The following is a 25,954-nucleotide window of genomic DNA, read 5'->3' as shown; positions in this document are numbered from 1 at the left end:
ACCTCGTTAAGGAATTAAGCTAAGGTTTCTTTCATCAAATCTGAATAAAATTGCTTTAGGGTTAAGCCCATTGCTGCCACCTGTTGCGGAATAAAACTAGTAGCCGTTTGCCCGGGAATGGTATTAATTTCGATAAAATAGAAATTTCCGGTTTCGTGTTCCAGGAAGTAATCAATACGAACAACTCCCCGGCAATTCAGCTTTTTATAAATATCTTTTATTACCTGATGAACCCGCTCGTATTCCTCATCAGACATATTGCCTGGAGTAATTTCCTGGGTAGCGCCCGGCGTATACTTTGCTTCAAAATCAAAAAACTCATTAGCCGGAATAACTTCTGTGGTTGGTAACACAGTTACCAAACCTTTAGCGCTAAAAACGCCTATGGAAAACTCTCTTCCACTTACAAATTCTTCAATTAATACCTGTGTATCTTCTTTAAAAGCTTTTTCTACCGCAGTTTCCAAATCATCGGCATGCTTTACTTTACTCATGCCAATACTGCTTCCACCACTATTCGGTTTTACAAAGTACGGCAGCTTTAAATCTTGTTTAATCTGATTTAAGTTGTAGTTACCATCTTTAAAAATTTGGACCGACTTCGCTGTATATAAATGCTCAATTCCATCAACAATGGCTTTTGTGTAGCCTTTATTCATTGTAATTGAAGACGTTAGCGCATCGCAGGTGGTATAAGGAATGCCAAGCATATCAAAATAGCCCTGTAGCTTACCATCTTCACCAGGAGAACCATGAATTGCAATAAAAACCCCGTCAAACTTAATTTTTCGCCCATCCAACGTTAAGGAAAAATCATTTTTATCAATATCTATTTTAACGGAATCAGCAGGCTCGTAGAACCAGCCTTTATCGTTAAGCATAATTTTATATACATCATACAAATCAGCATCGATATTTTGAGCAATGGTTGCTGCGCTTTTTACAGAGACAACCCATTCGCCTGTAGTACCGCCGGTTAATAATGCGATTGTTTTTTTCATTGGAAAAATCCTTAATTATAAATAGAAAGTGAATGTAAATATATCTTCAAAAATATAAATATCTTTGAGCAAAATTTAATTAATGCATAATTGACTTAATAATTGATGGTATTGTATTTGCTTAAATATGGTCATTCAATAATTAAGCAATCGCCGATGCAATTATTAAATTAACTACATTTGAATTGTACGCATAAACCCAGAATTTTAGCTTCATGTCTAAATTTATAGATTATTTAAAAACCAAATCCTTCAGAAAGACGATCTTAGCAGCCATCATTACCGTATTCGTATTGCTGCTAATCGCATTTTTCAGTTTACGTTTCTACACAAAACACGGCGAGGGATTAAACGTTCCTTCGGTTAAAGGCTTGTCTTTTGCTGATGCTGTTGTAAAACTCGAAGAAGCAGGACTGAAATACGAAGTAGATTCAGTTTTCATATTAGATCAGCCTGCAGGTATTGTAATTGATCAGGACCCTGACCCGAATACTTTTGTTAAGGATAACCGAACGATATACTTAACCATCAATGCAGGCAAAATACCAAATACAAAATTCCCTGATATTGCTTTCAAAACGCTCAGAGAAGCGCAGGCAATTATCGAAAGTTCCAGACTAAAACTTGGCGATACAACTTACAAAGCCGATGTAAGTCGCGATGTAGTTTTAGAAGCTACATTTGGCGGTCAGCCTATCCAGGCCGGAGAAACTTTGCCCGTTGGTTCAAGAATAAACCTGGTTTTAGGCGATGGCCGCGGAAATCAGGATGTTGATATTCCTCAATTGGTAGGTTTAACGATTGATGAAGCAAAATTTAGTTTAAAAGGATCTGCCTTAACTTTAGGGAACATTATTTACGAAGGTGCAATTACAGACAGTGCAAACGCTGTAATTACCAAACAAGATCCAATGCCTGCAGATTCAGTTACCAAAGTAACTATCGGCACAAAAATTAACATTACACTATCCAATAAGCAACAATAATTACGCACACTACGATAATGACTGAAATAGAAAACAAGCAAATGGGTAACGGAAAAAAAGCTGCAATAATAATAGCTGCAATAGTTATTTTGATTGCCGGGTATTTCGCTCTTAACTTTTACAAAGTTTACTTTGCGCCAAATGTTACCGAAAATCAAAAATACTTGTACATAAAAACTGGTGCCGATTATGACGCCTTGGTCGAAAACCTAAAAAGTAAAGACATTGTAAAAAGTATTTCGTCTTTTACAACGGCAGCCGGCAAAATGAACTTAAAAACCAATGTTAAACCTGGGCGCTACCTGCTAAAAAAAGGCATGACGAACCGCACCTTGATTAACATGATTAAAGCTGGAAACCAGGAACCGGTAAAGCTTAAATTTCAAAACATCCGCAAGAAGGAAAATTTCGCAGCCTATTTGGCAAGTAATCTTGAGGCCGATTCGCTAAGCTTTATAAATGTATTGGATTCAACTCCATTGATAACGAAATATGGATTTAATCAAGACAATATTTACGCGATGTTTATTCCGAATACGTACGAAATGTATTGGAACGTTTCCCCGGTAGATTTTCTGGAGCGCATGCATAAAGAGTATGAAAAGTTTTGGAATGCGGAACGCAAACAGAAGGCTGCAAGTCTTAATTTAACTCCAGCCCAGGTTTATACACTCGCATCTATTGTTGATGCAGAAGCGCTGTACGACAAGGAAATGCCCATTATAGCGGGTTTATACCTTAACAGATTAAACAAAGGCATTTTATTACAGGCAGACCCAACGGTTATTTTCGCGAATAATGATTACACGGTTAAACGTGTTACAGGAAAATTATTGCAGGTGCAATCGCTTTACAACACATACAAATATGCGGGTTTGCCCCCTGGGCCGATTATGATGCCGAGCATAAATGCAATTGACGCTGTTTTAAACCGCGATACTAACAACTACATTTATATGTGCGCCAAAGAAGACTTTTCTGGATATCACAATTTTGCAGAAACGAAGGCCGAACATGAGGTAAATGCCAGAAAATACCGCGAAGCGCTAAACAAAAGAAACATTTTTAAATAATGTATAGCCACACAACCAAAATAAGAGTGCGGTATGGAGAAACCGACCAGATGGGCTATATGTATTACGGCAACTATGCCCAGTATTACGAAGTTGGCCGGGTAGAAATGTTGCGAAGCCTCGGCATGAGTTACAGTTCTATGGAGGCCGATGGAATTATGATGCCTGTTTTGGAATTAAAATGTAAGTATATAAAACCTGCCCTTTACGATCAGGAAATTACCGTTAAAACGACAATAAAAACCCTTCCGGGAATTCGCATTTTTTTTGAATATGAACTTTTTAACGAAAGAGAAGAACTTATCAATCTTGGTGAAACGACATTGGTTTTTGTCGACATGAAAAAAAATAAACCAACCAATCCTCCCGCAAATTTTATGGAAAAATTATCGGCATTTTTTAATTAATCGCAAAAATGGAATGGTTACACAGGCAACTATTAAAACTTAAGCTCTATTCAGATTTTATTGAATGGACGAAACACTGCATTCTTCCCGGGTTTAGTCCACTCCCACTTTATACCGTTGCCACCTTTTTCTTCAAGGAAATTGGGAAAGAATCTTTAGTTAATAAGTCGTCTTCTTTGGCATACAGCTTTATGCTGGCGATATTTCCAAGTATTATCTTTCTCTTTACCTTAATCCCATTTATTCCGATATCGGGTTTTCAGGATAAACTTTTAAGTTTAATCGAGCTCATTTTACCACACAATGCCTTCGAGGCATTTGAAACCACGTTGAAAGACATCGTTAAAAATCAAAACAGAGGTTTGTTGTCTTTTGGTTTTCTATCGGCCATATTTTTTGCTACGAATGGTGTTAAAAACTTAATGAAAGCATTTAATAAGGCCTCATTAATAATTGAAACCAGAAGCTGGTTAAAGCAACGGTTGATTGCATTGGTTTTAACGATGATCATATTTTTATCAGTAGTACTCTGTATAAGTGCGATGGCAATAGGTGAAATATTACTTAATTACATTAAAACAGAACTGCATATAAAAGACAGCCTGGCAATCTATGCCATTCAGCTTACGCGGTGGATACTTTTGACAGCGCTATATTTTATCACGATATCGATTTTATACCGCTACGGTCCTTCTCACGCTAAAAAATGGAAACTTTTCAGTGCCGGTTCATGGCTGGCTACAATACTTGCTTTTCTAACCATTTGGGGTTTTGCGTTCTATATCAATAATTTCGGCTCGTACAACAAGGTGTATGGTTCTATCGGTACTTTAATAGTTGTTATGATTTGGCTTTATTTAAATTCACTAATTCTGTTAATCGGCTTTGAGCTAAATGCAAGTGTTGATGTGAGCAAAAGAAGCGTCAAAATCATCCGGCCAACCTTCAATTTATTTAAGAAAACGGCACCAATTGAGGAAAATATCACCAAGAAATAAAATTTTTCTCCCTCTGTGTTAAGCAATTATCAAGTTTATATAAAAAAAAGCACATCACAGTTTGCAGATTTAAACTGGATTTGTACTTTTGCCGATGGAAAGCTGGCAGAGTGGTCGAATGCGGCAGTCTTGAAAACTGTTGACTGTAATAGGTCCGGGGGTTCGAATCCCTCGCTTTCCGCTCCAAAAAAATAGAAATCCTGCATCGAAAGATGGCAGGATTTTGTCATTTTAACGCGTTTCAATCAAAAAGTCTTTTCTCTGTATTTTCTTCCACATCTGGAAAATACCCGCTTGATTTACTTTTATGTCACTCCTTTTAAATTTTTCCAACTATCTTGCCGCAAATTGGTTTAATCAGAATAATTTTCTCCCCTATGACAAAAAACATCTTCATCGCTTCTGCAGAACCTTACACCGGCAAATCGGTCATTGCCTTCGGCATGATTAATATGCTGCTTGCCAAAACCCAGAAAGTAGGTTATTTTAAGCCAATTATCGCTCAAGACGATCTCACAAAAAAAGATGAACATGTTGAGGCAATGTTAGATTATTTCTCGCTTCCTGTAAAATACGAAGATGCTTTCGCGTTTACGCGACAAGATATGTTGCATCAATCGGAAAATAGCGGCGAGATTATAAATACCATTATCAGTAAATACAAAAAACTGGAAGACAATTACGATTTCACTGTTATTGAAGGAAGTGATTTTTTAGGTGAAGGCATGGCATTTGAATTTGAATCGAATGCTTTGATGGCGAAGAATCTTGGGGCACCGGTTTTGATTGTTGTTTCAGGAAAAAATAAAACTGCAAGTCAACTGTTCAAAACTGCGATTAATATATATCGTAACTTTCTGCTTCGCGATGTTCAGGTTTTAGGCGTTGTGGCAAATATGGTAAATCCTGATGAAGCCGAGCGCATAAAACAAGCACTATCTAACCAACTTCCGGCAGAGTTGCTTATTGCCGTAATACCTATAGAAAGTGGTCTGCAAAGCCCAACAATAAAGGAGATTGCAGCTGCTTTAGATGCAGAAATTTTGTTCGGAGCCGATTTAATGGATAACCAGGTTGATAATTTTGTGACCGGGGCAATGATGCTGCCGAATTTTTTGCGGCACATTAAAGACAACCTGCTAATTGTTACCCCTGGCGATAGAGGTGACATTATTATTGGCTCGTTACAGGCTAATCTTTCGGCAAACTACCCGAAAATTGCGGGCATCGTTTTAACTGCAGGTAGCCTCCCCGATGAGCCAATGATTAAACTTATCGAAGGTTTGCAAACCATAATTCCGATTATTTCCGTAAAAAAGGGCACATTCGAAACCACCACCACTATTGGTTCAATACACTCAAAAATCACGATAGATAATAAAAAGAAAATTGCTTTAGCGATAGAACTTTTTGAGAAATACGTAGATATAAAAGCACTTGATGATAAGATAATTACTTTCAGTCATGTGGGTATAACGCCCCATATGTTCCAATACAATCTTGTCAAATGGGCTAAGAGCGAGAAAAAGCATATTGTTTTACCAGAAGGTAATGATGACAGAATTTTAAAGGCTGTTGAAAAGTTAATCACTCAAGATATTGTTAACATTACGCTGCTGGGCGATGCAACCGAAATTGGAACATCGATAAAACGCCTTGGCCTGAATCTCGACATCAACCTTATTAACATCCACAACCCTTCGCAATCTCAACATTATGATGAATATGTCGAAACGTTGTATGAGCTGAGGAAAACGAAAAACGTAAATATGGAAATGGCCAGAGATATGATGACTGACGTTTCATATTTCGGCACAATGATGGTTTACAAAGGCGATGCCGACGGAATGGTTTCCGGAGCAGTACATACTACCCAGCATACAATAAGGCCTGCGCTACAATTTGTAAAAACCAAGCCCGGCGTTTCTGTTGTGTCGTCGATATTTTTTATGTGCCTGCCAGAGCGAGTGGCCATTTTTGGAGATTGTGCTGTAAACCCAAATCCTACTGCACAACAGCTTGCTGAAATTGCAATTTCTTCTGCAGAGAGTAGTGCCAAGTTTGGAATTGAGCCAAGAATTGCGATGCTTTCCTACTCTTCCGGAACTTCTGGCGAGGGCGAAGATGTTGAACGTGTACGTGAAGCCACAGCAATTGTTCGGGCACGACATCCGGAATTAAAAATTGAAGGGCCGATACAATATGATGCAGCAGTTGACCCACTTGTTGGCCAGCAGAAGTTGCCGGGTTCTGAAGTTGCAGGTAGAGCAAGTGTGCTAATTTTTCCCGATTTAAACACGGGCAACAATACATATAAGGCAGTTCAGCGGGAAACCGGCGCACTGGCAATCGGGCCAATGTTGCAAGGATTAAACAAGCCGATTAACGATTTAAGCAGAGGTTGTACCGTTGATGACATCTTCAACACCGTTGTAATTACAGCCATTCAATGTCAGGACATTAAATAATTTATGAATATTTTAGTTATCAATTCAGGAAGCAGTTCAATTAAATATCAATTATTTAGAATGCCTTCCAACCTACCCGTTTGCAGTGGCCTGGTTGAAAGAATAGGGATAGAAGGGTCTTTTATCAAACACTCCGTATTTCCTGATGGGGCAAAATTAAGTATCGAGAAGGATGCTTTTATTTCAAATCATGGTGAAGGCCTGAAACAGGTTTTAGCATTGCTCACCGAGGGAGAGCACGCCGTAATCTCTAGTCCTGAAGATATTGCCGCTGTGGGCCATAGAGTTGTACATGGCGGCGAGCACTTTTCGGGCGCTACTTTAATAACCGAAGGCGTTAAACAACAGATTAAAAAATTGTTTTCTTTGGCTCCCTTACACAACCCGGTTAATTATAAATGCATAGAATTTGCTGAGCAAACCTTTCCGCAGGCAAAGCAAATCGCAGTTTTCGATACCGCTTTTCATCAATCTATTCCAGAAAAAGCATTTCGTTTTGCAATTCCAGAATGGTATTACAAGGAAAACGGGATTCGGGTTTATGGTTTTCATGGCACAAGCCACAAATATGTGAGCGAAAAAGCAATCAACTGGTTTAACAAACCTAAATCAAAAATAATTAGCATTCACCTTGGCAATGGTTGCAGCATTACGGCTATAAATGATGGAAAATCGATAGATACGAGCATGGGTTTTGGTCCTTTAAGCGGATTGATGATGGGAACGCGTTCGGGTGATATAGACCCTTCGGTTATTTTTCATTTAATGGAACATGCCGGTTACAGCCTGGAGCAACTAAGCACATTGCTAAACAAACAGTCGGGTTTGCTTGGTGTTGGTGGCTCTAGCGACATGCGGGACATAAATAAGCTTGCAGCCGAAGGTAACGAGGCTGCGAAACTGGCATTAAGTGTTTACGCCTATCGCATCAAAAAATTTATTGGCGCCTACGCGGCAGTTTTAAATGGAATAGACTTAATAATATTTACCGCAGGCGTTGGTGAAAACGACTCGGAAATGAGGGCAGCCGTTTGCAAACAACTCGACTATTTAGGCATCGAGCTAGACCTCGGCAAAAACCGGAATTACAAAGGTGAATTGACTGATGTGAGCACCGATAGCTCGCCTGTAAAAATCCTTATTATCCCAACCAATGAAGAATTTGAAATTGCTAACCAATCTTTCAATTTGCTGCAATAACCACTGAGGAAAATTAGATCGTGTAACATTCACACAACAAACGATTCAAATCTCAATTTTGTGTTAAATTTATTCTCCCATCCAATATGGTTTGATATTGGCTAACCAGAATAATGAATATGAAAAAATCAATTAGGGCAGTCATTGCTTTTTTACTGTTATCGCCAATAATTTTGTTGGCTCAAACAGGTAAGGTTTACGATAACCTTGTAGTTCCAAGCAAAATTTTCAAGAGTGATAGAAAATTTGCGATTTACCTGCCACCAGATTACGAAACATCAGGTAGAAGTTATCCCGTATTGTATTTATTGCACGGTGCTGGCGATGACCAGACCGGCTGGGTGCAGTTTGGCGAGGTATTAAACATCACTGATAAGGCAATTGCAAATGGCAATTCAACATCAATGATAATTGTAATGCCGGATGCCAATACTGGTCGCCGCGGCTATTTTAACGACATTAAGGGAGACTGGAATTATGAAGATTTCTTTTTCAAAGAGTTGATGCCATTTGTTGAAAAGAAATACAGAACCAAAACCGATAAACGCTCAAGAGCGATAGCCGGCTTATCTATGGGTGGTGGCGGAACTTTTGTTTATGCATTACACCATCCAGAACTATTTTCTTCGGCTTGTCCGCTAAGTGCCTACCTGGGTTTTCTGAGTTTAAGCGACGCACAGACTGCTCTTAAGAAGGCTAACCCAAATCTGGATGATGCTGCGATAACAAATTATTACAACACACAAAATGTATTGCCTTTGCTTAATAATATGCCCGATACCCAAAAGAAAGCGGTAAACTGGTATATCGATTGCGGCGATGACGATTTTCTTTACGAAGGCAACTCGCTTGCACACATTGCTATGAGAAAGAAAGAAATTCCCCACGAGTTTAGAATCCGAAATGGTGGCCATACCTGGACATACTGGCGTGAGGCGCTGCCGAAGGTTTTAGAATTTGTTACCGATTCTTTTCATCAGCACTAAACTTTTTAGTGGTAGAAATTTAACCGTGATTAAGCGATTATAACCCACTTAAAGCAGCAAGCAATTCAAAAATCCTCAAAGTTTTTATCTTAGCAAAAAACCTTTTACTTAGCCGAGTCAGCCCGAAATGATAAAATTTTCTTTAAGCCTTATTTACTCCTTTTTTATTCTTGGAATTTTAAGTTTTTTAAACCAACCGAAGGTTGTAGTCCCGAACCCGACAGCGCTCACAATTTCTACATTTGCCGGACCAGACATTACCCCTAGTCCTGCCTGCCTTGCTGTAGCCCCTACCGGTGAAGTTTATGTTGGCGTTGATATGATTGGCTCGCTGGGTAAAGACCCCGGAAAAGGCAGAATACTTAAGCTGGTAGATAAAAATAAGGACGGCAAACTGGATGAACACATATCTTTTGCCGAAGTTGATAATCCCCGGGGAATTATTGTTCAGGGAAATAAGGTCTTCGTTTTACACACCACTTTTTCATCAGAAACGAAGGCTGCTACCGGAATGAATTTAGTTGTTTTTGAAGATAATAATGGCGATGGAAAGGCCGATGGACCCGAAAAGCCCTTAATAGAACACATCAGCAATGCCAAATACATCCGCGAAAGAGGAACAGACCATGCAACCAACGGAATTCGGATGGGTATTGATGGCTGGATTTATATTTCTGTTGGCGATTTTGGCTTTCATGATGCAGTGGACAGATCTGGAAAAAAATTGACAATGCTTGGTGGCGGAATTGTTCGCGTACGACCAGATGGAACCGAAATGGAAATATTTACACATGGAACAAGAAATGTTTATGATGTGGCCATTGACCCTTACATGAACATTTTTACCAGAGAAAACACAAATGATGGTGGTGGATGGAACGTACGTTTCTCGCATCATATTCAAACTGGCGAATATGGATATCCTGTTCTATTCCAGCATTTCACTGACGAGATAATACCTGCGCTGGCAGATTTGGGGGGTGGCTCCGGAACTGGTGCATTGTTTATGAACGAGCCGAACTGGCCAGAAGAGTACAATAACGTCCCGATGATGGCCGATTGGGGAAGAAGCATGCTCTACATTCATCGGGTAACACCTGATGGACCAACCTTCACTCAAAAAGATGAAGAGTTTATCAAAATCCCTCAAATAACGGATTTAGATGTTGACGGTTCCGGCCGACTTTATTTATCTGCCTGGGATGGCGCTGGTTATTCCGGCAGCCCAACAAAAGGCTACATACTCCGAACCGTACCGAACAACTGGGTTTATAAAGCCTTCCCCGATGTAAAAAAATCATCAATTAAGCAATTGTCAGAATTGTTGAAATCAAATAGTGCCGTGGCTCGTGTTTCCGCATCGCAAGAAATGTTAAGCCGGGCTAACAAACAGGCAACTTCGGCAAGTTTAAAAATTGCCGCCGACAAAAACCTTCCGTTATACGCCCGGGTTGCCGGTATTTTTACATACGCACAAATTGCAAAAGAAGCCGGGATAGCGGAATTAGTTGCGTTATCAAAAGATGATTCTGTTCGCGAATTTGCTTTGAAAGCCCTTGCAGACCGGAAAGAATTTATCAGTAAAGTTCCATCAGAACCTTTTTTAACTGCCCTAAACGATGCTTCGCCACGGGTGCGGGCAGCTGCAATAGTCGGCCTCAATCGTTTGGGTAAATCAGACGCAATTGCATCATTGTTAAAAGTGAAAGTTCCGCCATCTTTTACAGCGCCGGAAAGAGACATTGAAGGGCCGCACGCTACTCCGAATGCTGCCATTATCCTCCCTCACCTTGCAGTGCAGGCGCTGGTTAATTTAAATGCTACTGACGCTTGCTTGGCAGCTGTTGGATCCGACAATTCGGAACTTGCGCTATGGGCTTTGCGCTATATGCACAACCAGCAAGCTGTAAACGGCTTAATTAAAACTTACAATTCCACGTCAGACTTGAAATTAAAAAAACAAATTTTAACAACGTTAGCCCGACTATACAAACAGGAAGAAAGTTATGATGCGAGTTGGTGGTGGGGAACCAGACCAGATTCTCATGGTCCGTACTACAAAGCCGTTACCTGGTCTGCCTCTCCTGTTATCGAAAAATTTCTTAAAGGCGAATGGGCAAAAGCAAACACGCAGGAAAAACAATTTTTTGTGGATTTAGATGCCCGGCACCGAATGGAAATTAAAGAGTTTGCTGCTGAAGAAAAATTAGCGGCAACAGAAGAGCCGAAAATAGATTTAGAAAAGATAAAAAATAAAAAGGGTCAGGTTGGAAAATCATCTATCGAAGATGTGCTTTTGGCTATTAACAAACTGCAGGGTGATCCGCTGAAAGGCAGAACGATTTTTAATAATCAAGGCTGTATTGCTTGCCATAGTTTAAGCAGAACAGAGAAAATGAAAGGTCCGTTTATGGGACAAATCGGGTCTATAATGAATCGGGAACAAATTGCAGAATCGATTCTTAAGCCTGATGCGTCTATCTCACAAGGGTTTGCTACCGTGATGATTACGGCAAAAGGCGACAAAACATATATGGGTTTTATAACCGAAGAAACGGCATCAAAAATCGTAATGCGCAACATTGCCGGCGAAGTTTTCAATATCAAAACGAGTGACGTGCTCTCGCGTAAGGAATTGGAAAATTCGATGATGCCCCAAGGTTTGGCTAATTCTTTATCATACGATGAGTTAGCTTCGCTTGTTACATTCTTGTCTCAGCAGAAAAAATAAAGTAATGCCTGAAGATTCTGTTGGAAGTTAACGAGCATCAACCAAAAAGCTTTCCACTTTAAAGAACATGACTTTCAGGGTTGCTTAGATACGCCGGAAGAATTTAATAAAGCGGGTAGGCTTGATGACATTATTGTTCATCTGCGAAACTAAAAGGCAGGGTTGCCGAAAATTTAACATAAAAAAAGGAGGTAAATAACCTCCTTGTTTTTATGCTCGTTTGCAAGTTAAGCTTTTTCAGCTTTAGCTGCCCGGCTTTTATCAATCAATGTATTTATCGTTTTCAAAACCTCATAAATATCAAATGGTTTGCTGATGTATGCATCTGCAAATGCATCAATCGCTTTCTGTTCACTATTATTTTGAGCAGACATCACAATTATTGGGATGTGTTTTGTAAAAATATCGGTTTTCAAATCCTCACAAATCTCGGCACCGTTTCCATCAGGTAGCATTACATCTAAAAGAAATAAATCCGGCATCGCATCCTGAATGTTCTTTTTTAGCTCTGAAAATGTTGATGATAATTGAAGTTCAAATCCTTCTTCTTTTAAAAGAATTTCAATCACGTTTCTGATTTCCTGATCATCTTCTAAAATGTGTATTCGCTTTTTTAACATAATTCAAATTATTGTTTTGGTTTTAATCGGGTAATTGTTCTATACGATAGTTACAGTAACACCTAAACTTTCCAAATGTTTTACTATTTGCTCAGAAATTCCCTTATCCGTTATAATGTGGTCAATTTCTTCCAGTCCACATATCTTGCCGAAACCCCTTTTGCCGAATTTTGATGAATCGGCAAGTACGATGGTTTTCTGAGAGGCACTGATCATTTTTCGGTTTAAGTGCGCTTCCATGGCGTTTGTAGTCGTTAATCCGAAATCAAGATCGATACCATCAACACCTAAAAACAGCTTATTAAAGTAAAAATCGCCAAGCACCTGTTCTGCGTAACTTCCCATAACAGATGATGAGCTCTTTCTTAAAATGCCACCCAACTGTATAACTTCAATCGTGGGCTCCCTCATTAACTCCAGCGCCACATTTAAAGCCGAGGTTACGACCGTTAAATTTGATGCCGGCTGAATGTTTTTGGCAAAATAAAGTACTGTGGTGCCAGAGGCTATAACGATGGAATCGTTATCATTTAAAAGTTCGGCAGCGGCCGCCCCTATTTTGTTCTTTTCTGATGACTGAATTTTCTCCTTTTCATTAACTGGCCTATCCACCGTATAAGGGTTGTTCATTGTGGCACCGCCGTGTGTTCGAAAAAGTAAACTTTTATCTTCGAGCAGTTTTAAATCCTTTCTTATCGTAACTGATGAAACTTTCAATTCCTTACATAAGTCGACCACGTTTATGTATTGATCTCTTTGTAAACGGCTTAAAATTAATTGGTGCCTTTCAGCTAAATTCATCATAATATATTCTGCTTTTTTGCAATGCGACAAATTAAACAATTTGTTAAATGATTTGGATAAATAAAATAATAATTTTTTAACCTGGATATTATATTATTTCGATAATGATTACTTATAATTGCGTATTGTTTCGTTTTATTATCTTTTGACCCAAATGAACAGAATCCGTAACCTAGAACTTAACGAAAATACCATTTACGATATCGTAATCATTGGTGGTGGGGCAACCGGTCTCGGCACAGCTTTAGATGCAGCAAGCCGTGGTTACAAAACCTTATTGGTAGAACAATCAGACTTCGCGAAAGGTACTTCAAGCCGGAGCACAAAATTAGTTCATGGCGGGGTGCGTTATCTTGCGCAAGGCAATATCGGCCTGGTAAGGCATGCTTTAGAGGAACGGGGGATATTGCAAAAAAATGCTGCTCATCTTGTTAATAAAGAAGAATTTATAATTCCATGCTACAACTGGTTTTCTGTTGCGAAATACTTAACAGGCTTAACAATTTATGATTGGCTGGCCGGGAAGTACAGCTTCGGCAAATCGAAATTCCTTTCGGCTAAAGAAACGATAAAGCAAATCCCTGGGATAAAAGCAAAAGGGCTCAAGGGAGCGATTCGCTATTTCGATGGCAAGTTTGACGATGCCCGATTAGCCGTAAACATTGCCCAAACTGCGGTAGAACATGGCGCCACATTATTAACATATACAAAAGTGGTTGGCCTAACAAAAAATGGCGATGTGGTAACAGGCATCGATACAGAAGACATACTCACGGGAAAACGGTTAACTTTCAAGGCTAAGGTTGTAATTAATGCAACAGGCGTTTTTGTTGATGACATCCTGAAAATGAATGATCCGAAATCGAAAAACATGGTACGGCCAAGTCAGGGCGTGCACCTCGTTTTGGATAGAAAATTTTTAAACAGCGAATCGGCATTGATGATTCCTAAAACATCAGACGGGAGAGTTCTATTTGCGGTACCATGGCATAAACATCTACTTGTTGGCACAACCGACACGCCTTTGGATGAACACAGTCTGGAACCCCGGGCTTTGAAGGAAGAAGTTAGTTTTATTCTAAATACCGCTTCCGAATACTTTAACCAAAAACCAACTGAGCAAGATATTCTTAGTGTTTTTTCGGGGTTAAGGCCGCTGGCTGCGCCAACAAAATCTGATGGAAACAGTACAAAAGAAATCAGTCGGGACCATAAACTAATCGTATCTGCGCAAGGCCTCATAACGATAACCGGCGGCAAATGGACTACCTATCGCCGAATGGCTGAAGAAACGGTGGATTTGGCGATAAGCCATGCGAGCCTAAAACCACAGGCATGCAGAACAAAAAGTTTACAGATACACGGTTCTACTGAATCAACTGCGAACAGCAACCTCGATATCTACGGAAGCGATAAGACTGATATTGAGTCGCTTACCGCAGAACATCCAGAATTAAACGAGAAGCTTCACGCAGATTTTCCTTACAAAAAAGGCGAAGTGCTTTGGGCGATTAGAAATGAAATGGCCGAAACCGTAGAAGATATTTTAAGTAGAAGGCTGAGGATATTATTTATAGATGCAAGGGCTGCAATTCAAATGAGCAGAGCAGTTGCATCAATTTTAGCAAAAGAGTTACAAGCAGATCAGGATTGGGAAGATAAGCAAGTCGATATTTTTAATAAATTGGCTTCCGGTTATATTTATGAGCCCAACAACAAGAACTAAAAGCGGCTTAAGCCAAAAATAGCTAACCAAATTTTAAATTATGAGCAAATTTATTTTGTCACTCGATCAGGGAACCACAAGTTCGAGGGCGATTATTTTCAACCACGATGGTGAGATTGTAGCCATTGCACAAAAAGAGTTTACGCAGATTTACCCGCATGCGGGTTGGGTTGAACATGATCCAATGGAAATCTGGACGACTCAGTTATCGGTTTTGGCCGAGGTGATCGTAAAAGCGGGTTTAGCTGCAAGAGATATTGATTCGATTGGCATAACCAACCAAAGAGAAACCACGGTGGTTTGGGATAAAGAAACCGGAATTCCTGTTTATAACGCCATTGTTTGGCAAGATAGAAGAACATCAGCCTACTGTGATGAGATTAAGGCAAAGGGTCTTTCAAAAAAAATACAGGAGAAAACTGGCTTAATCATCGATTCATATTTCTCGGCTACAAAAGCGAAGTGGATTTTGGATAACGTTGATGGCGCAAGAGAAAAAGCCGAAGCCGGAAAGTTAGCATTCGGCACTATCGATAGTTGGTTAATCTGGAAATTAACGGCAGGAAAGAATCACGTTACAGATGTTACCAATGCTTCGCGAACAATGATTTATAATATTAACAGGTTAGAATGGGATGAAGAGTTGCTGGAGTTATTCGGCATTCCAAAACAAATGCTTCCGGAAGTAAAATCTTCAAGCGAGGTTTACGGCGAAACCGCCGGAAATATAATTGCCGCCAAAATACCCATCGCTGGTATTGCCGGCGACCAGCAATCGGCGCTTTTTGGACAGATGTGCACGGAGACTGGTATGGTAAAAAATACCTATGGTACAGGTTGTTTCATGTTGATGAACATTGGCGCAGAGCCAAAAATTTCAGCTAACAATTTGCTAACAACAATTGCATGGAAAATTAAAGATGACGTTCAATATGCGTTAGAAGGCAGTATTTTTATCGGCGGCGCAGTTGTGCAATGGCTTCGCGATGAAATGGGATTGATTTCAAAATCGGCTGATGTAGAAACGCTTGCAAAAAAAGTACCCGATACCGAAGGCGTTTACATTGTGCCTGCTTTTGCAGGGCTGGGTGCCCCGCATTGGGATCAGCATGCCCGCGGAACAATTACGGGTTTAACCAGAGGGACAAACAAATCGCACATTGCAAGGGCAGCTTTGGAAAGTATTGCCTACCAAACGATGGATGTTTTAAAGGCCATGGAGGCTGATGCCGGCATAAGTATCGCCGAACTGAGGGTTGATGGTGGTGCGACCGCAAATGATTTGTTAATGCAGTTTCAGGCAGATTTGTTGAAGAGCAAAGTTATACGGCCCGAAGTAACTGAGGTTACGGCAATTGGCGCAGCTTACCTTGCCGGGCTGGCTACCGGCTTTTGGGACAGCATCGACCAAATCCGTTCGCAGTGGAAAATTAACCGAACCTTTTCTGCGGCAGAAGGTATAGATAACACCGAGCGAATTAAAGGATGGAACAGAGCAGTGAAGGCAGCCCGTGTCTGTGCTGAAAACTAATGATTAACTTATCCTATTTGGGGCTTAACTAAATATAAAATGACAGAATTTGTTGCAGAATTTATCGGCACAGCGTTGATAATTCTTCTCGGAAACGGCGTTGTTGCCAATGTTGTACTTAAAGGAACTAAAGGAAATGACAGCGGTTGGATAGTAATCACCACCGCCTGGGCGTTGGCCGTTTTCGTTGGCGTTGTAATTGCGGCACCATATAGTGGCGCACACCTTAACCCTGCGGTAACCATTGCGCTTGCAATTACTCAAAAATTTGCCTGGGTAAAAGTTCCTTATTACATACTCGCACAACTATGCGGGGCTATGACTGGCTCCTTTTTGGTGTGGATTATCTATAAAGACCACTTTAATATCACGGATGATAAAGGTTTGAAAGCTGCCCCCTTCGCAACTTCGCCAGCTATAAGAAATTTAACATCTAACTTAATTTCAGAAATTATCGGAACATTCGTACTCATTTTTGTAATTTTTTATTTCACAAATGCAGAGATGGGTACAGACAAAACGCCAATTGGTTTGGGTTCTATCGGAGCTTTACCTGTTGCATTTTTAGTTTGGGTAATTGGTTTAGGACTTGGCGGAACGACAGGTTATGCAATAAATCCGGTGAGAGATTTAGGACCGAGGATTATTCACAGCATCATCCCGATGAAGGGCAAAGGTAGCAGCGATTGGTCTTACGCCTGGGTTCCAATTGTTGGGCCGATTGTAGGCGCAACACTAGCCGCACTACTCTACCTGGCATTAAACTTTAAATATTAAACTTGGTTATATTGATGAGCTAAAGATTTAGGCAAAACAACACATGACTCTCAACAAAATGACCTAGTGTTGTAAAATAATACGCACTTGATATTTTTTTACCCAGTCAACATAATCTTGAAACCATTATTTAATACATTTGTTATTAGTTAATTCATTCATGTTTGAGCGCATGTTTGGGTTTAGATATGGGATGGGCTTTTAGCCCATCCTTTTTTTTTGCCTCTTAAAGATTATTAAATTCGACTTCAAAATTAAATACTGCTTAGTTGCTGAATTTTAGCAGGTTGTAAATAATTGCAAAAATGTTTTTATTACATTTAGCGGATTAATCATCTCCGGCAGATTATGCAAAACTTAGTATTTCTTCACATCCGAAGCTCGATCTGCCTTTCCCTGCTGCTTATTTTTTCAGAGCAAACCCTCCTGGCTCAAACAAATAAAACGCTGCTCTTTAAACACCTTACTCAAGAAAATGGTTTAAGCGACCCAACCGTCCGGGCCTTGCATTTGGATAAGGATGGTTTTTTATGGATTGGGACAGAGAACGGCCTCAACCGCTTTGATGGAACAAACTGTATAGCGTATAAGAAGCAATCAGCAAAAAACAACACATCACCCGGAAATTACATCACTAAAATAATTGAAGATAAAGACGGAAGCTTAATCATCGGATCGCAAAGCAACCTCGTTAAATACGATAAAAAAACAGATGCTTTTAGCCTGTATAGATTCAAGCTTGATAAACTCAAACAAAATTATTATTCATTTCCGTTCTACATTGATAACCAGGATGCCCTATGGGTTTACCTCGCCGGGGAAGTATATAAGTATCACGCTAAAGCAGATAAACTCGTTAAAATAACAGATTACTCGAATGGTTTTCAGTTTGTGAATAAACCCTTTTATCAGGAACTTAAGCAGTTTATCAGCAGGGGCGTAAAGGGAATTTACATTAATAAAATCCAAGGCGGAAAAGAAATTTCAGCGACAGATTTTTTTATGTCGGCTGAAAAATCGCCTGTTGTGAGCCACATCGAAGACGTTTACAGCCAATCAGACTCTACACTTTGGTTAGCCGGAGATAAAGGCTTGATAGAACTGAATCCTAAAACAAAGAATTTCAAAATTTTTGAACTTTTTAATGACAAGAAATTTAGGGGTACCGCAGTTGCAAAATATCCGGGCAAACCATGGCTTTTAGTCGGTACGAATGGTAGTGGTTTGTTACTGTTTGATTTATCGGCCAGGAAATTTATCAGGCAATTTAAACATTCGGCGAGCGACCCGAATAGCATTTCGGCTAATTATATCAGGAGAATTTTAATCGACAAGAAAAATAACCTCTTTTTAAGTGTTGATAAATATGGTTTAGATTATACAAATCTTGACCAGGTTATATTTCCAAGGTATGTTTCCAAAGAAGAAAGTCCTGATAATGACATCACATCTATTCTCAATTATTCTAACGTTGAAGTGTGGTGTGGAACAAAAAGCTCAGTAATTAAGGTTTACACAGCCGACCTTTCCCGACTAATAAGAACAGAATTAACCGGTATTGGCGTAAATAAGCTGATAAAATTAAAAGACCAAAACGTTCTACTGGAGAGCAACAATGGGGAGTATTATTTATTCACAGCAAAATATAAGAATTTCAGAAGGCTTACCGTAAGTTTCAGTAACCAGTTTAAGGGGAAAGCAAACGTTCATCAATTTATACAATTTGATAAAGATACTTTACTCGCCGCTACTGAATTTGGTGTCGCAAAGGTGATTATAACCGAAAATGGCTTAATTTTTTTCGACCTGATTAGCGAGGTAAACCGTAGCCTGCCCTGGAACAATGTACAGCAGGTTATAAAACTGACTGACGAAGAATTTCTGGTTCAAACCTATTACACAGCGCTATACCTTTACAGTTTCAAAAACAATAAATTTAGCTACGTTAAAGAAGTTGGCAGAGTTCCTTTTGCAACAAACAGTTGTTTAATGCTTGGAAATGATCTGTTCCTGGCCACAAGTTCGGGCCTTTTAAAGTTTAACGTTGGCGGTAGCCGCACAAGCGAAAAAATTTTAATAGATGCCAACTGCTCAAGCCTTGTTGCAGACAAAAACGGTAATCTTTGGGTTGGTACAAATAACGGACTGTATTTTTACGATACCCGTACTCAAAAATCCATAAGGTATACAGTTGCCGATGGTTTACAAAGTATGGTTTTTAATGTTGGTAGTGTCGCAACTTTGCCAAACAATAAAATTGCTATAGGAGGTTTAAACGGCATTAATGTTATCAACCCGGATAATGCAACCCAATTTAAAAGTGGTAGCTGTCCACAAATTGTTTCACTAAAAGTTAATGATAAAGCTTACAAAAGTGCAGATAATTCGCTGTCAACAAGCCTGCTAAACCTGAGCCACAATCAAAATACAATTACAATTGGCTTTAGCTCTATGGATTTTGTAAATCCTGCTCAAAGGGAGATTACCTACAAAATGACAGGCTACGAAAACAGGGCGGTTACAACAAAAGGAAATGGCGAATTGAGGTTTCCCAACATGCCATCGGGAAATTATACATTTGAACTGACAGATGTATTAAGCAAAAACAAAACTGTTATATCAATACACATCAATGCACCGTTTTGGCAAAAGTGGTGGTTTATTACGGTTGCCTGCATCACCATGATTTTGTTGGGAATTATTATCCTAATTCTTTATTTACGTTGGCTTAAACATATGCAGGCCTTGCAGTTACGGCAAATGATTAGCTTTCAAAAAGATGATCGCAAAAGAATCGCTGATGATTTGCATGATGACCTGGGATTGAAATTATCGTCCCTGAAACACTACCTTCTCGCAGGCGACATAAATAAAATGATTTCGGGTGGGGAATTGAGAAGTTTGTCGGTTCAATATATAGATCAGGCGCTGCAGGTTTTGCGTAATACCTTGATAAATTTAAGTCCTAAAACGCTCGATGAAAACGGTTTGATACCTGCCCTGCAGGATTTGGCGAACACGATTAACCGTTTGGATATAATTAAAATCCACCTAGATAACGTGGGTTTTAGTGCCATCCTTAAAAATGCACAACAGTACGCCATATACAGAATTTGCCAGGAACTTATCAATAATACAGTAAAGCATGCGGAGGCAAAAAATATTTACATTTCTATCGTTAACCGAGATGACAAATTCATTCTGCTGTATGAAGATGATGGAAAAGGATTCGACTACCCCGCCGTGAAAAGAGGCTATGGCTTATCAAATATCGAAGCACATATACAGGCGATAAAGGCAAATATTGATATAGATACCCAACCTGGAAGAGGTGTCGCCGCAACAATTACAATTTACCTTAAACAGAAAAATAAACCGAAAACTGATGGTTAAGATACTCATTGCAGACGATCATAACATGATGATAAATGGCCTGAAACTCATCCTTGCCGTGCGCCCCGATTTCAACATTATCGCCACCGCAAACAACGGATTAGAAGCGCTCGAAGTGGTAAAAAATGACAGACCTGATGTGATTCTGCTCGACATTAATATGCCCATGATGAACGGCTATCAAACTTTGCAAATTTTAAAAAGCGATTTCCCCGAGGTTAAGGTCATTGTACTCTCAATGTCTGCCGAACGGAAAAGTGTTTTAAACATGCTCGAAGCAGGCGCAAATTCGTACCTTTTTAAAAATACTGACGACAAAACACTTTTCCAGGCCATTGATGAAGTTGTGAAAGGAAGATACTTTGTGAGTACTGAAATTGAAGACGTTTTAGAAGAATTTCTGGCAAAGGACCGGTTTAATCTGAAAAAGCAATCGCAAAAAGTATTATCAACCAGAGAAATAGAAATAGTAAAATTAATTACCGATGGAAACACCAATGGCGAGATTGCGGATATCCTGTTTTTGAGTGTTAGAACCGTTGATACCCACAGAAAAAATATACTTTATAAGTTAGGACTCAACAACACTGCATCTCTGGTAAGATATGCAATAGAAAATAAAATTTTCCTGGGTTTAGATTAACGACAAACGACGCATAACTCTTCGCTACTCTATTAATAAAAACCAAAACAGCTGGTACGAAAAAAGGGTAATCAGATGATTACCCTCAATTTTGTAAACTTGAATGTACAGCCTGCTTTATTGAAATCACGAAGGATAACAAACGGCTTATTTTGAAAGTGTGTCAAAATCCTCATCAGATAACTGAATATCTACAGCTTTCAAGTTTTCTGACAAATGTTCTACCGATTTTGTTCCCGGAATCAACAAAATATTTTCTGCCCGCCTTAAAAGCCATGCCAGAGCAATCTGTGCAGTGGTTGCATGATGTTTCTCAGCAATCATTTTAATCTTGTCTTCCAACTTCGATGGTCCTGAGGCGAGTGGAAACCAGGGAATGAAACCCATGCCTTGTGCAGTGGTATAGTCTAAAACGTTTTCCCATTGCCGGTTTCCAAGGTTATAAAGGTTTTGTACAGAAGCGACTGGCAAAATTTCCTGAACCTCCTTAATTTGCTCAACAGAAACTTCGGACAAGCCAACATATCGTATTTTACCTGCTTCAACTGCTTTTAAAACTGGTTGCAGCGTCTCATGAATATTGATTTTCGGGTCTATTCTATGCAACTGCCACAAATCTATTGTATCAACTTTCAACCGCTCTAAACTTCCATTGATATTCTCTTCTATGTTTTTTGCTGAACCGTTTGGTACCCAATTATTTGGACCGGGGCGGTCAAAACCTCCTTTGGTTGCGATTACCAAATCCTGTTTGTAAGGAAATAACGCATCAGCGATTAAAGATTCGTTCAGTTTTGGACCATAAGCCTCTGCTGTATCAATAAAGTTTACCCCGCCCGCAACTGCTGCCTGTAAAACTTTAACCGCATTAGCTCTATCGGCTACTTCGCCAAAAACACCATTTCCGGTTAACTGCATGGCACCATATCCTAGGCGATTGATCTCTAAATCGCCAATTTTGAAAGTCTTTTGTATGTTCATCATAACTAAATTATTACTACGACATTTAATTGTACTGCAATAAACGAAGGACTATTGGTATTGTTTAACGCTTAACTTTTTGTGATAAAAATTTAACAAATTCCCTAAGTGTCTGTTAAAGATAACTTTGCAAAACCATATTGCCCCAATGTTTGTTGTAAAAAGAAAAAACGACAAAATCCTATGAAAAAATTATTGTACACAGGCATGCTTGCCACTTCATTATTGGCGTTTCAGGCATGTAACAGCGGTTCTAAAGATGCTAAGGAAAATGCAGATAGCATTAACAAAAGCAAAGACACAACAACCAACACAGCCAGCACAGGCGGAATTGCAGTTGAAGAGGCAGATGCTAAGTTTGCTACCGATGCAGCTAACGGAGGATTGGCAGAAGTGGCTTTGGGAAAACTTGCCCTTGAAAAAACCACAAATGCTTCAGTTAAAGAGTTTGCAAACATGATGGTTAACGACCATGGAAAAGCAAACGAGGAACTAATGTCGATAGCAGCAACAAAAAATATTACATTGCCTGCTGATGTTGATGCGGAGCACAAGAAAAAAGCCGATGATTTAAGTAAGAAAACCGGCAAAGATTTCGACAAAGATTATGTAGACGCAATGGTGGATGGCCATAAAAAAACGCTGAAATTAATGCAGGATGAAGCAAAAGATGGCAAGGATGCGGAATTAAAAGCTTTTGCTGCGAAAACAGCACCTATTGTTCAGGCACATTTGGATATGATTAATAAAATTCACGATAGCATGAAATAGTGTTTCGTGAAAATGCTTAAAAGCCCTTTCTGTTCAGAAAGGGCTTTTATTTTACCCAAAAATTTGCTTTGCTTTATCAATTGCCTTTTTAAGGTCGATGCCTTTTCCTAAAACGCCTTTAAACAAATCCCCTTCCGACCGCAACCGGTCCACTGCGTTAGTGATATTGAAGTCGCTCATTTTTAGTCCAGGTTTAACCTCGTCCCAGTGTAGTGGCATAGAAACTGTTGCCCCAGGTTTTGGCCTTAAAGAATACGGCCCCGCAATAGTGGCTCCTGGTCTGTTCTGTAAAAAATCAAGGTACATTTTCCCTTTCCTTGCAGAAATCATCCGCTCAAGCGAAGTGTAATCAGGAATTTGCTTGTTAACCAATGTAACAATAATCTTCGCGAACATCTGGCTTTGGTCGTAGCTGTATTTCGCATCCAAAGGGATGTAAATATGAATCCCCGTAGAACCAGAAGTCTTTGGATAGCAAGGCACATCTATCGCATCCAGCACTTTTTTCACTTCTAGCGCCGCTTCTACAACCTGGTCGAAACTCTGCTTGTCGGGGTCAAGGTCGATAACACAATAATCAGGGTTATCCGGGCTTTGCACCCTACTAAACCACGGATTCATTTCAATGCAACCTAGTGAAGCCATCCAAAGCAAACTATCAACGTTGGTACCAACCAGGTATTCTTTCTTTTCTCCTTCCCCATTTTCATAGGGAAATGTTTGCGCCCAATCGGGAGCTTTTCCTTTAACATCCTTTTGATAAAAACTCGGTCCGTGTATGCCTCCGGGAAAACGATTTAATGATTGTGGTCTATCCTTTAAATACGGTAATATGTAATCGGCTACCTGATAGTAATAATTAAACATATCACGCTTAGTTACCTTATCTTCAGGCCAGTATATTTTGCTTAGATTCGTAAATTTTAATTCATGCCCATTCAGTTTCCTAACCTGGGTTTCATCTTTCGGGTTAAGCAGGGTTTTTGGTTCTTTACCTTTTGGTGGTTTTATTGCCTGGGCGTGGTTGTCATGTTTCTGCTCATCCTTATCCCCTTCCACTATTGCTTCGGTTTCCACCTCCTGTTCCCTTACAACATCTTTAGCCTTTTTATCTTCACGCATCCCTTGAAATGAAGGGTGTCGAAATACCCCATCGTCTGTCACTTCTGTAAAGGCAACTTCACAAACCAGCTCAGGTTTTAACCAGGTCGCTTTAGCTTTCGGCGGGTTCCGACGAAAACGCGATGGCTTGTTTATGTCAGGAATGTCATCAAACGGGCTTTTATCAATTATCAACGGCTTAAACTGAGCCATCATCGTTTTCTGGAGTTTATCAGAAAAACCGGTTCCAACTTTGCCAACATATTGCAGCACCTTATTTTCATAAACGCCAAGCAGTAACGAGCTGAATGATTTGGAAGTGTCTTCATTTTTTGTAAAACCGACTATTATTACTTCCTGCCGTTTATGAACCTTAATTTTCAACCAGTCTTTAGAGCGTCGGTTCGGGCTATAAAGGCTGTCTGATTTCTTCGCGATAATACCTTCTAAACCCATCTTTTCAGCGGCTGCAAAGAAGTCGATACCGCTTGCTTTGAAAACCTTACTGATTCGTATGCGGTCATCATCAGCTGGCAAAACCTGTTGCAAAATGGCCTGTCGTTCACTTAAAGGCAAATCCATCAAATTTTTACCGTTGTACCAAAGCAAATCAAAAACATAAAATACAAGTTCTCCATCAGCTTCGCTGCGCCAGTTTTGTAAAGCACCAAAATTTGAAACGCCTTTATCATTTAACACCAAAACTTCACCATCAACAACAGCGTCAATTTTCCAGGTTTTGAGCAATTCATAAATGGGATAAAACTTATCGTTGAAGGATTTATTGTTCCTCGACAGCAGGTCAACATTGCCTTTATTTACAAAGGCAAGGGCCCGGTAACCATCCCATTTAACTTCATATTGCCATTCGGGGTTATCGAAAGGTTCATCCACCAAAGTTGCCAGCATTGGCTTCATCCCCTCCGGAATAGCAGACTTCTTTATTTTCTTTAGAGCCGTTTCGATATTGTAATCATCGTCCGGTTCATCTGCTTCAATTTTTTTTTCAAGTTTATCCGGAGTAGTTTCTTTTTTGGTTTTCGATTTTTTCACAGGCTTGATCTTTTCTTCGTGCCCCTCTTTCCAAACCTTTTCAGATGTGTGTTCCATCGTTTCAATGGTCTTTCCAGACAAAACCGATTTGTCTTCCTTAGTTATATCTTTAACCGAAGCAAATTCATCTTTATGTTTTATCAGCAGCCAGCCATTCTCGCCCATGCCATGCGTTTTAACCAAGGCAAATTCGCCCTTAAGCTTCTTCCCTTTTAGCTTAATTTTCAGCGAACCTTCTTTCAGTTGATGAATTAGATGCTTTTCCTGAGCTTTTTTTCCTTCAATCTCCTCTATTGGTTCATATGTTCCTTCATCCCAAACGATTACGGTTCCACCACCGTATTCGCCCTTAGGTATAATTCCTTCAAAATCTTTATAATCATATGGATGATCCTCGACCATCATGGCCAGACGTTTTGTTTTTGGGTCGGTAGATGGCCCTTTCGGAACAGCCCAGCTTTTTAAAACACCCCGCATTTCGAGCCGGAAATCGTAATGAAGCCTTGAAGCATCATGTTTCTGAATAACGAAATGAAGTTTTTCTTTGTCGACGCTTCTGCCGGTTTTTGGCTCTTTCGTTTTCGAAAAATCTCGTTTGGCCACATACTTTTCAAGACTCATAACTGTTCTGTTTTTCTTTGTAAAACAGTATTTTCACAAAAAAGGTTTTGAGCGTGAATTAAAGCGAAGCTGTGAAAAAATAC

Annotated in this window: 19 protein-coding genes and 1 tRNA gene; 15 read left to right on the top strand and 5 right to left on the bottom strand. The window is 39.7% G+C overall.

Annotated features, from left to right (window positions below; translation table 11 throughout):
• Positions 1-14: 14 nt before the first annotated feature.
• Positions 15-1,001, bottom strand: a complete 987-nt coding sequence (locus AC0IWT_RS03235) for a D-alanine--D-alanine ligase (RefSeq protein WP_471795959.1) — start codon at positions 999-1,001, stop codon at positions 15-17.
• 215 nt (positions 1,002-1,216) lie between these two features.
• Between AC0IWT_RS03235 and AC0IWT_RS03230 the strand changes: the two genes are divergently transcribed.
• The 9 genes from AC0IWT_RS03230 to AC0IWT_RS03190 all read left to right on the top strand — a co-directional run bounded on the left by AC0IWT_RS03230 (position 1,217) and on the right by AC0IWT_RS03190 (position 11,850).
• Positions 1,217-1,987, top strand: a complete 771-nt coding sequence (locus tag AC0IWT_RS03230; RefSeq protein ID WP_056872202.1) for a PASTA domain-containing protein — start codon at positions 1,217-1,219, stop codon at positions 1,985-1,987.
• Between the two features lie 17 nt (positions 1,988-2,004).
• Entirely contained in the window at positions 2,005-3,060 is a 1,056-nt protein-coding gene (mltG, locus tag AC0IWT_RS03225) for an endolytic transglycosylase MltG (RefSeq protein ID WP_471795958.1), read from the top strand.
• Positions 3,060-3,467: an acyl-CoA thioesterase gene (locus AC0IWT_RS03220; protein WP_056872201.1), complete on the top strand. Its 408-nt coding sequence runs from the start codon at positions 3,060-3,062 to the stop codon at positions 3,465-3,467. The genes mltG and AC0IWT_RS03220 overlap by 1 nt, the downstream gene beginning before the upstream one ends.
• Before the next feature lie 8 nt (positions 3,468-3,475).
• Positions 3,476-4,465, top strand: a complete 990-nt coding sequence (locus AC0IWT_RS03215) for a YihY/virulence factor BrkB family protein (RefSeq protein WP_471795957.1) — start codon at positions 3,476-3,478, stop codon at positions 4,463-4,465.
• Positions 4,466-4,561: 96 nt separating this feature from the next.
• Positions 4,562-4,646 (top strand) — tRNA-Ser (locus tag AC0IWT_RS03210).
• Between the two features lie 196 nt (positions 4,647-4,842).
• Entirely contained in the window at positions 4,843-6,933 is a 2,091-nt protein-coding gene (gene pta / locus AC0IWT_RS03205; protein WP_471795956.1) for a phosphate acetyltransferase, read from the top strand.
• A 3-nt stretch (positions 6,934-6,936) separates the two neighbouring features.
• Entirely contained in the window at positions 6,937-8,133 is a 1,197-nt protein-coding gene (locus tag AC0IWT_RS03200) for an acetate/propionate family kinase (protein WP_471795955.1), read from the top strand.
• A 119-nt stretch (positions 8,134-8,252) separates the two neighbouring features.
• Positions 8,253-9,119, top strand: coding sequence for an alpha/beta hydrolase (locus AC0IWT_RS03195; protein ID WP_471795954.1), 867 nt, complete (start codon positions 8,253-8,255; stop codon positions 9,117-9,119).
• Positions 9,120-9,246: 127 nt separating this feature from the next.
• Entirely contained in the window at positions 9,247-11,850 is a 2,604-nt protein-coding gene (locus AC0IWT_RS03190; protein ID WP_471795953.1) for a DUF7133 domain-containing protein, read from the top strand.
• 227 nt (positions 11,851-12,077) lie between these two features.
• On the opposite strand, the gene AC0IWT_RS03185 is transcribed toward AC0IWT_RS03190, so the two are convergent.
• Positions 12,078-12,470 carry a response regulator transcription factor gene (locus tag AC0IWT_RS03185; RefSeq protein ID WP_056872195.1) on the bottom strand — a complete coding sequence of 131 codons (393 nt, stop codon included), beginning with the start codon at positions 12,468-12,470 and terminating at the stop codon, positions 12,078-12,080.
• Between the two features lie 39 nt (positions 12,471-12,509).
• A complete protein-coding gene (locus AC0IWT_RS03180; RefSeq protein ID WP_471795952.1) occupies positions 12,510-13,274 on the bottom strand; it encodes a DeoR/GlpR family DNA-binding transcription regulator in 765 nt (254 codons plus the stop codon).
• Between the two features lie 154 nt (positions 13,275-13,428).
• On the opposite strand from AC0IWT_RS03180, the gene AC0IWT_RS03175 reads away from it, so the two are divergent.
• From AC0IWT_RS03175 to AC0IWT_RS03155, 5 genes are all read left to right on the top strand, one after another.
• On the top strand, positions 13,429-15,000 hold the full coding sequence (locus AC0IWT_RS03175) for a glycerol-3-phosphate dehydrogenase/oxidase (protein WP_471795951.1): 1,572 nt from the start codon (positions 13,429-13,431) through the stop codon (positions 14,998-15,000).
• Positions 15,001-15,040: 40 nt separating this feature from the next.
• Positions 15,041-16,531: a glycerol kinase GlpK gene (glpK, locus tag AC0IWT_RS03170; protein ID WP_471795950.1), complete on the top strand. Its 1,491-nt coding sequence runs from the start codon at positions 15,041-15,043 to the stop codon at positions 16,529-16,531.
• Positions 16,532-16,570: 39 nt separating this feature from the next.
• Positions 16,571-17,308 carry an MIP/aquaporin family protein gene (locus tag AC0IWT_RS03165; RefSeq protein WP_471795949.1) on the top strand — a complete coding sequence of 246 codons (738 nt, stop codon included), beginning with the start codon at positions 16,571-16,573 and terminating at the stop codon, positions 17,306-17,308.
• A 348-nt stretch (positions 17,309-17,656) separates the two neighbouring features.
• Positions 17,657-20,701, top strand: coding sequence for a ligand-binding sensor domain-containing protein (locus AC0IWT_RS03160; RefSeq protein WP_471795948.1), 3,045 nt, complete (start codon positions 17,657-17,659; stop codon positions 20,699-20,701).
• On the top strand, positions 20,694-21,344 hold the full coding sequence (locus tag AC0IWT_RS03155; protein ID WP_471795947.1) for a response regulator: 651 nt from the start codon (positions 20,694-20,696) through the stop codon (positions 21,342-21,344). Before AC0IWT_RS03160 ends, AC0IWT_RS03155 begins: the two co-directional genes overlap by 8 nt.
• A 147-nt stretch (positions 21,345-21,491) precedes the next feature.
• Here AC0IWT_RS03155 and AC0IWT_RS03150 read toward each other — a convergent pair whose 3' ends face one another.
• Complete coding sequence (locus tag AC0IWT_RS03150; protein ID WP_471795946.1) at positions 21,492-22,328, bottom strand: aldo/keto reductase; 837 nt, start codon at positions 22,326-22,328, stop codon at positions 21,492-21,494.
• Between the two features lie 180 nt (positions 22,329-22,508).
• Here AC0IWT_RS03150 and AC0IWT_RS03145 point away from each other — a divergent pair, with 180 nt between their 5' ends.
• Positions 22,509-23,096, top strand: a complete 588-nt coding sequence (locus AC0IWT_RS03145; RefSeq protein WP_471795945.1) for a DUF4142 domain-containing protein — start codon at positions 22,509-22,511, stop codon at positions 23,094-23,096.
• 51 nt (positions 23,097-23,147) lie between these two features.
• Here the strand turns inward: AC0IWT_RS03145 and ligD are convergent, their stop codons facing one another.
• The gene (gene ligD, locus AC0IWT_RS03140; RefSeq protein WP_471795944.1) at positions 23,148-25,871 is read right to left on the bottom strand and encodes a DNA ligase D; all 2,724 of its coding nucleotides are present in this window, start codon (positions 25,869-25,871) and stop codon (positions 23,148-23,150) included.
• Positions 25,872-25,954 lie beyond the last annotated feature (83 nt).

Source organism: Pedobacter sp. AC464 (assembly GCF_979253075.1).
This window is presented reverse-complemented; position numbering and strand designations above follow the sequence as displayed.

Bases quoted from the DNA above. Each gene is read 5' to 3' on its own strand.
- AC0IWT_RS03235 (WP_471795959.1), bottom strand. From the start codon at position 1,001: ATGAAAAAAACAATCGCATTATTAACCGGCGGTACTACAGGCGAATGG.
- AC0IWT_RS03230 (WP_056872202.1), top strand. From the start codon at position 1,217: ATGTCTAAATTTATAGATTATTTAAAAACCAAATCCTTCAGAAAGACG.
- mltG (WP_471795958.1), top strand. From the start codon at position 2,005: ATGACTGAAATAGAAAACAAGCAAATGGGTAACGGAAAAAAAGCTGCA.
- AC0IWT_RS03220 (WP_056872201.1), top strand. From the start codon at position 3,060: ATGTATAGCCACACAACCAAAATAAGAGTGCGGTATGGAGAAACCGAC.
- AC0IWT_RS03215 (WP_471795957.1), top strand. From the start codon at position 3,476: ATGGAATGGTTACACAGGCAACTATTAAAACTTAAGCTCTATTCAGAT.
- pta (WP_471795956.1), top strand. From the start codon at position 4,843: ATGACAAAAAACATCTTCATCGCTTCTGCAGAACCTTACACCGGCAAA.
- AC0IWT_RS03200 (WP_471795955.1), top strand. From the start codon at position 6,937: ATGAATATTTTAGTTATCAATTCAGGAAGCAGTTCAATTAAATATCAA.
- AC0IWT_RS03195 (WP_471795954.1), top strand. From the start codon at position 8,253: ATGAAAAAATCAATTAGGGCAGTCATTGCTTTTTTACTGTTATCGCCA.
- AC0IWT_RS03190 (WP_471795953.1), top strand. From the start codon at position 9,247: ATGATAAAATTTTCTTTAAGCCTTATTTACTCCTTTTTTATTCTTGGA.
- AC0IWT_RS03185 (WP_056872195.1), bottom strand. From the start codon at position 12,470: ATGTTAAAAAAGCGAATACACATTTTAGAAGATGATCAGGAAATCAGA.
- AC0IWT_RS03180 (WP_471795952.1), bottom strand. From the start codon at position 13,274: ATGATGAATTTAGCTGAAAGGCACCAATTAATTTTAAGCCGTTTACAA.
- AC0IWT_RS03175 (WP_471795951.1), top strand. From the start codon at position 13,429: ATGAACAGAATCCGTAACCTAGAACTTAACGAAAATACCATTTACGAT.
- glpK (WP_471795950.1), top strand. From the start codon at position 15,041: ATGAGCAAATTTATTTTGTCACTCGATCAGGGAACCACAAGTTCGAGG.
- AC0IWT_RS03165 (WP_471795949.1), top strand. From the start codon at position 16,571: ATGACAGAATTTGTTGCAGAATTTATCGGCACAGCGTTGATAATTCTT.
- AC0IWT_RS03160 (WP_471795948.1), top strand. From the start codon at position 17,657: ATGCAAAACTTAGTATTTCTTCACATCCGAAGCTCGATCTGCCTTTCC.
- AC0IWT_RS03155 (WP_471795947.1), top strand. From the start codon at position 20,694: ATGGTTAAGATACTCATTGCAGACGATCATAACATGATGATAAATGGC.
- AC0IWT_RS03150 (WP_471795946.1), bottom strand. From the start codon at position 22,328: ATGATGAACATACAAAAGACTTTCAAAATTGGCGATTTAGAGATCAAT.
- AC0IWT_RS03145 (WP_471795945.1), top strand. From the start codon at position 22,509: ATGAAAAAATTATTGTACACAGGCATGCTTGCCACTTCATTATTGGCG.
- ligD (WP_471795944.1), bottom strand. From the start codon at position 25,871: ATGAGTCTTGAAAAGTATGTGGCCAAACGAGATTTTTCGAAAACGAAA.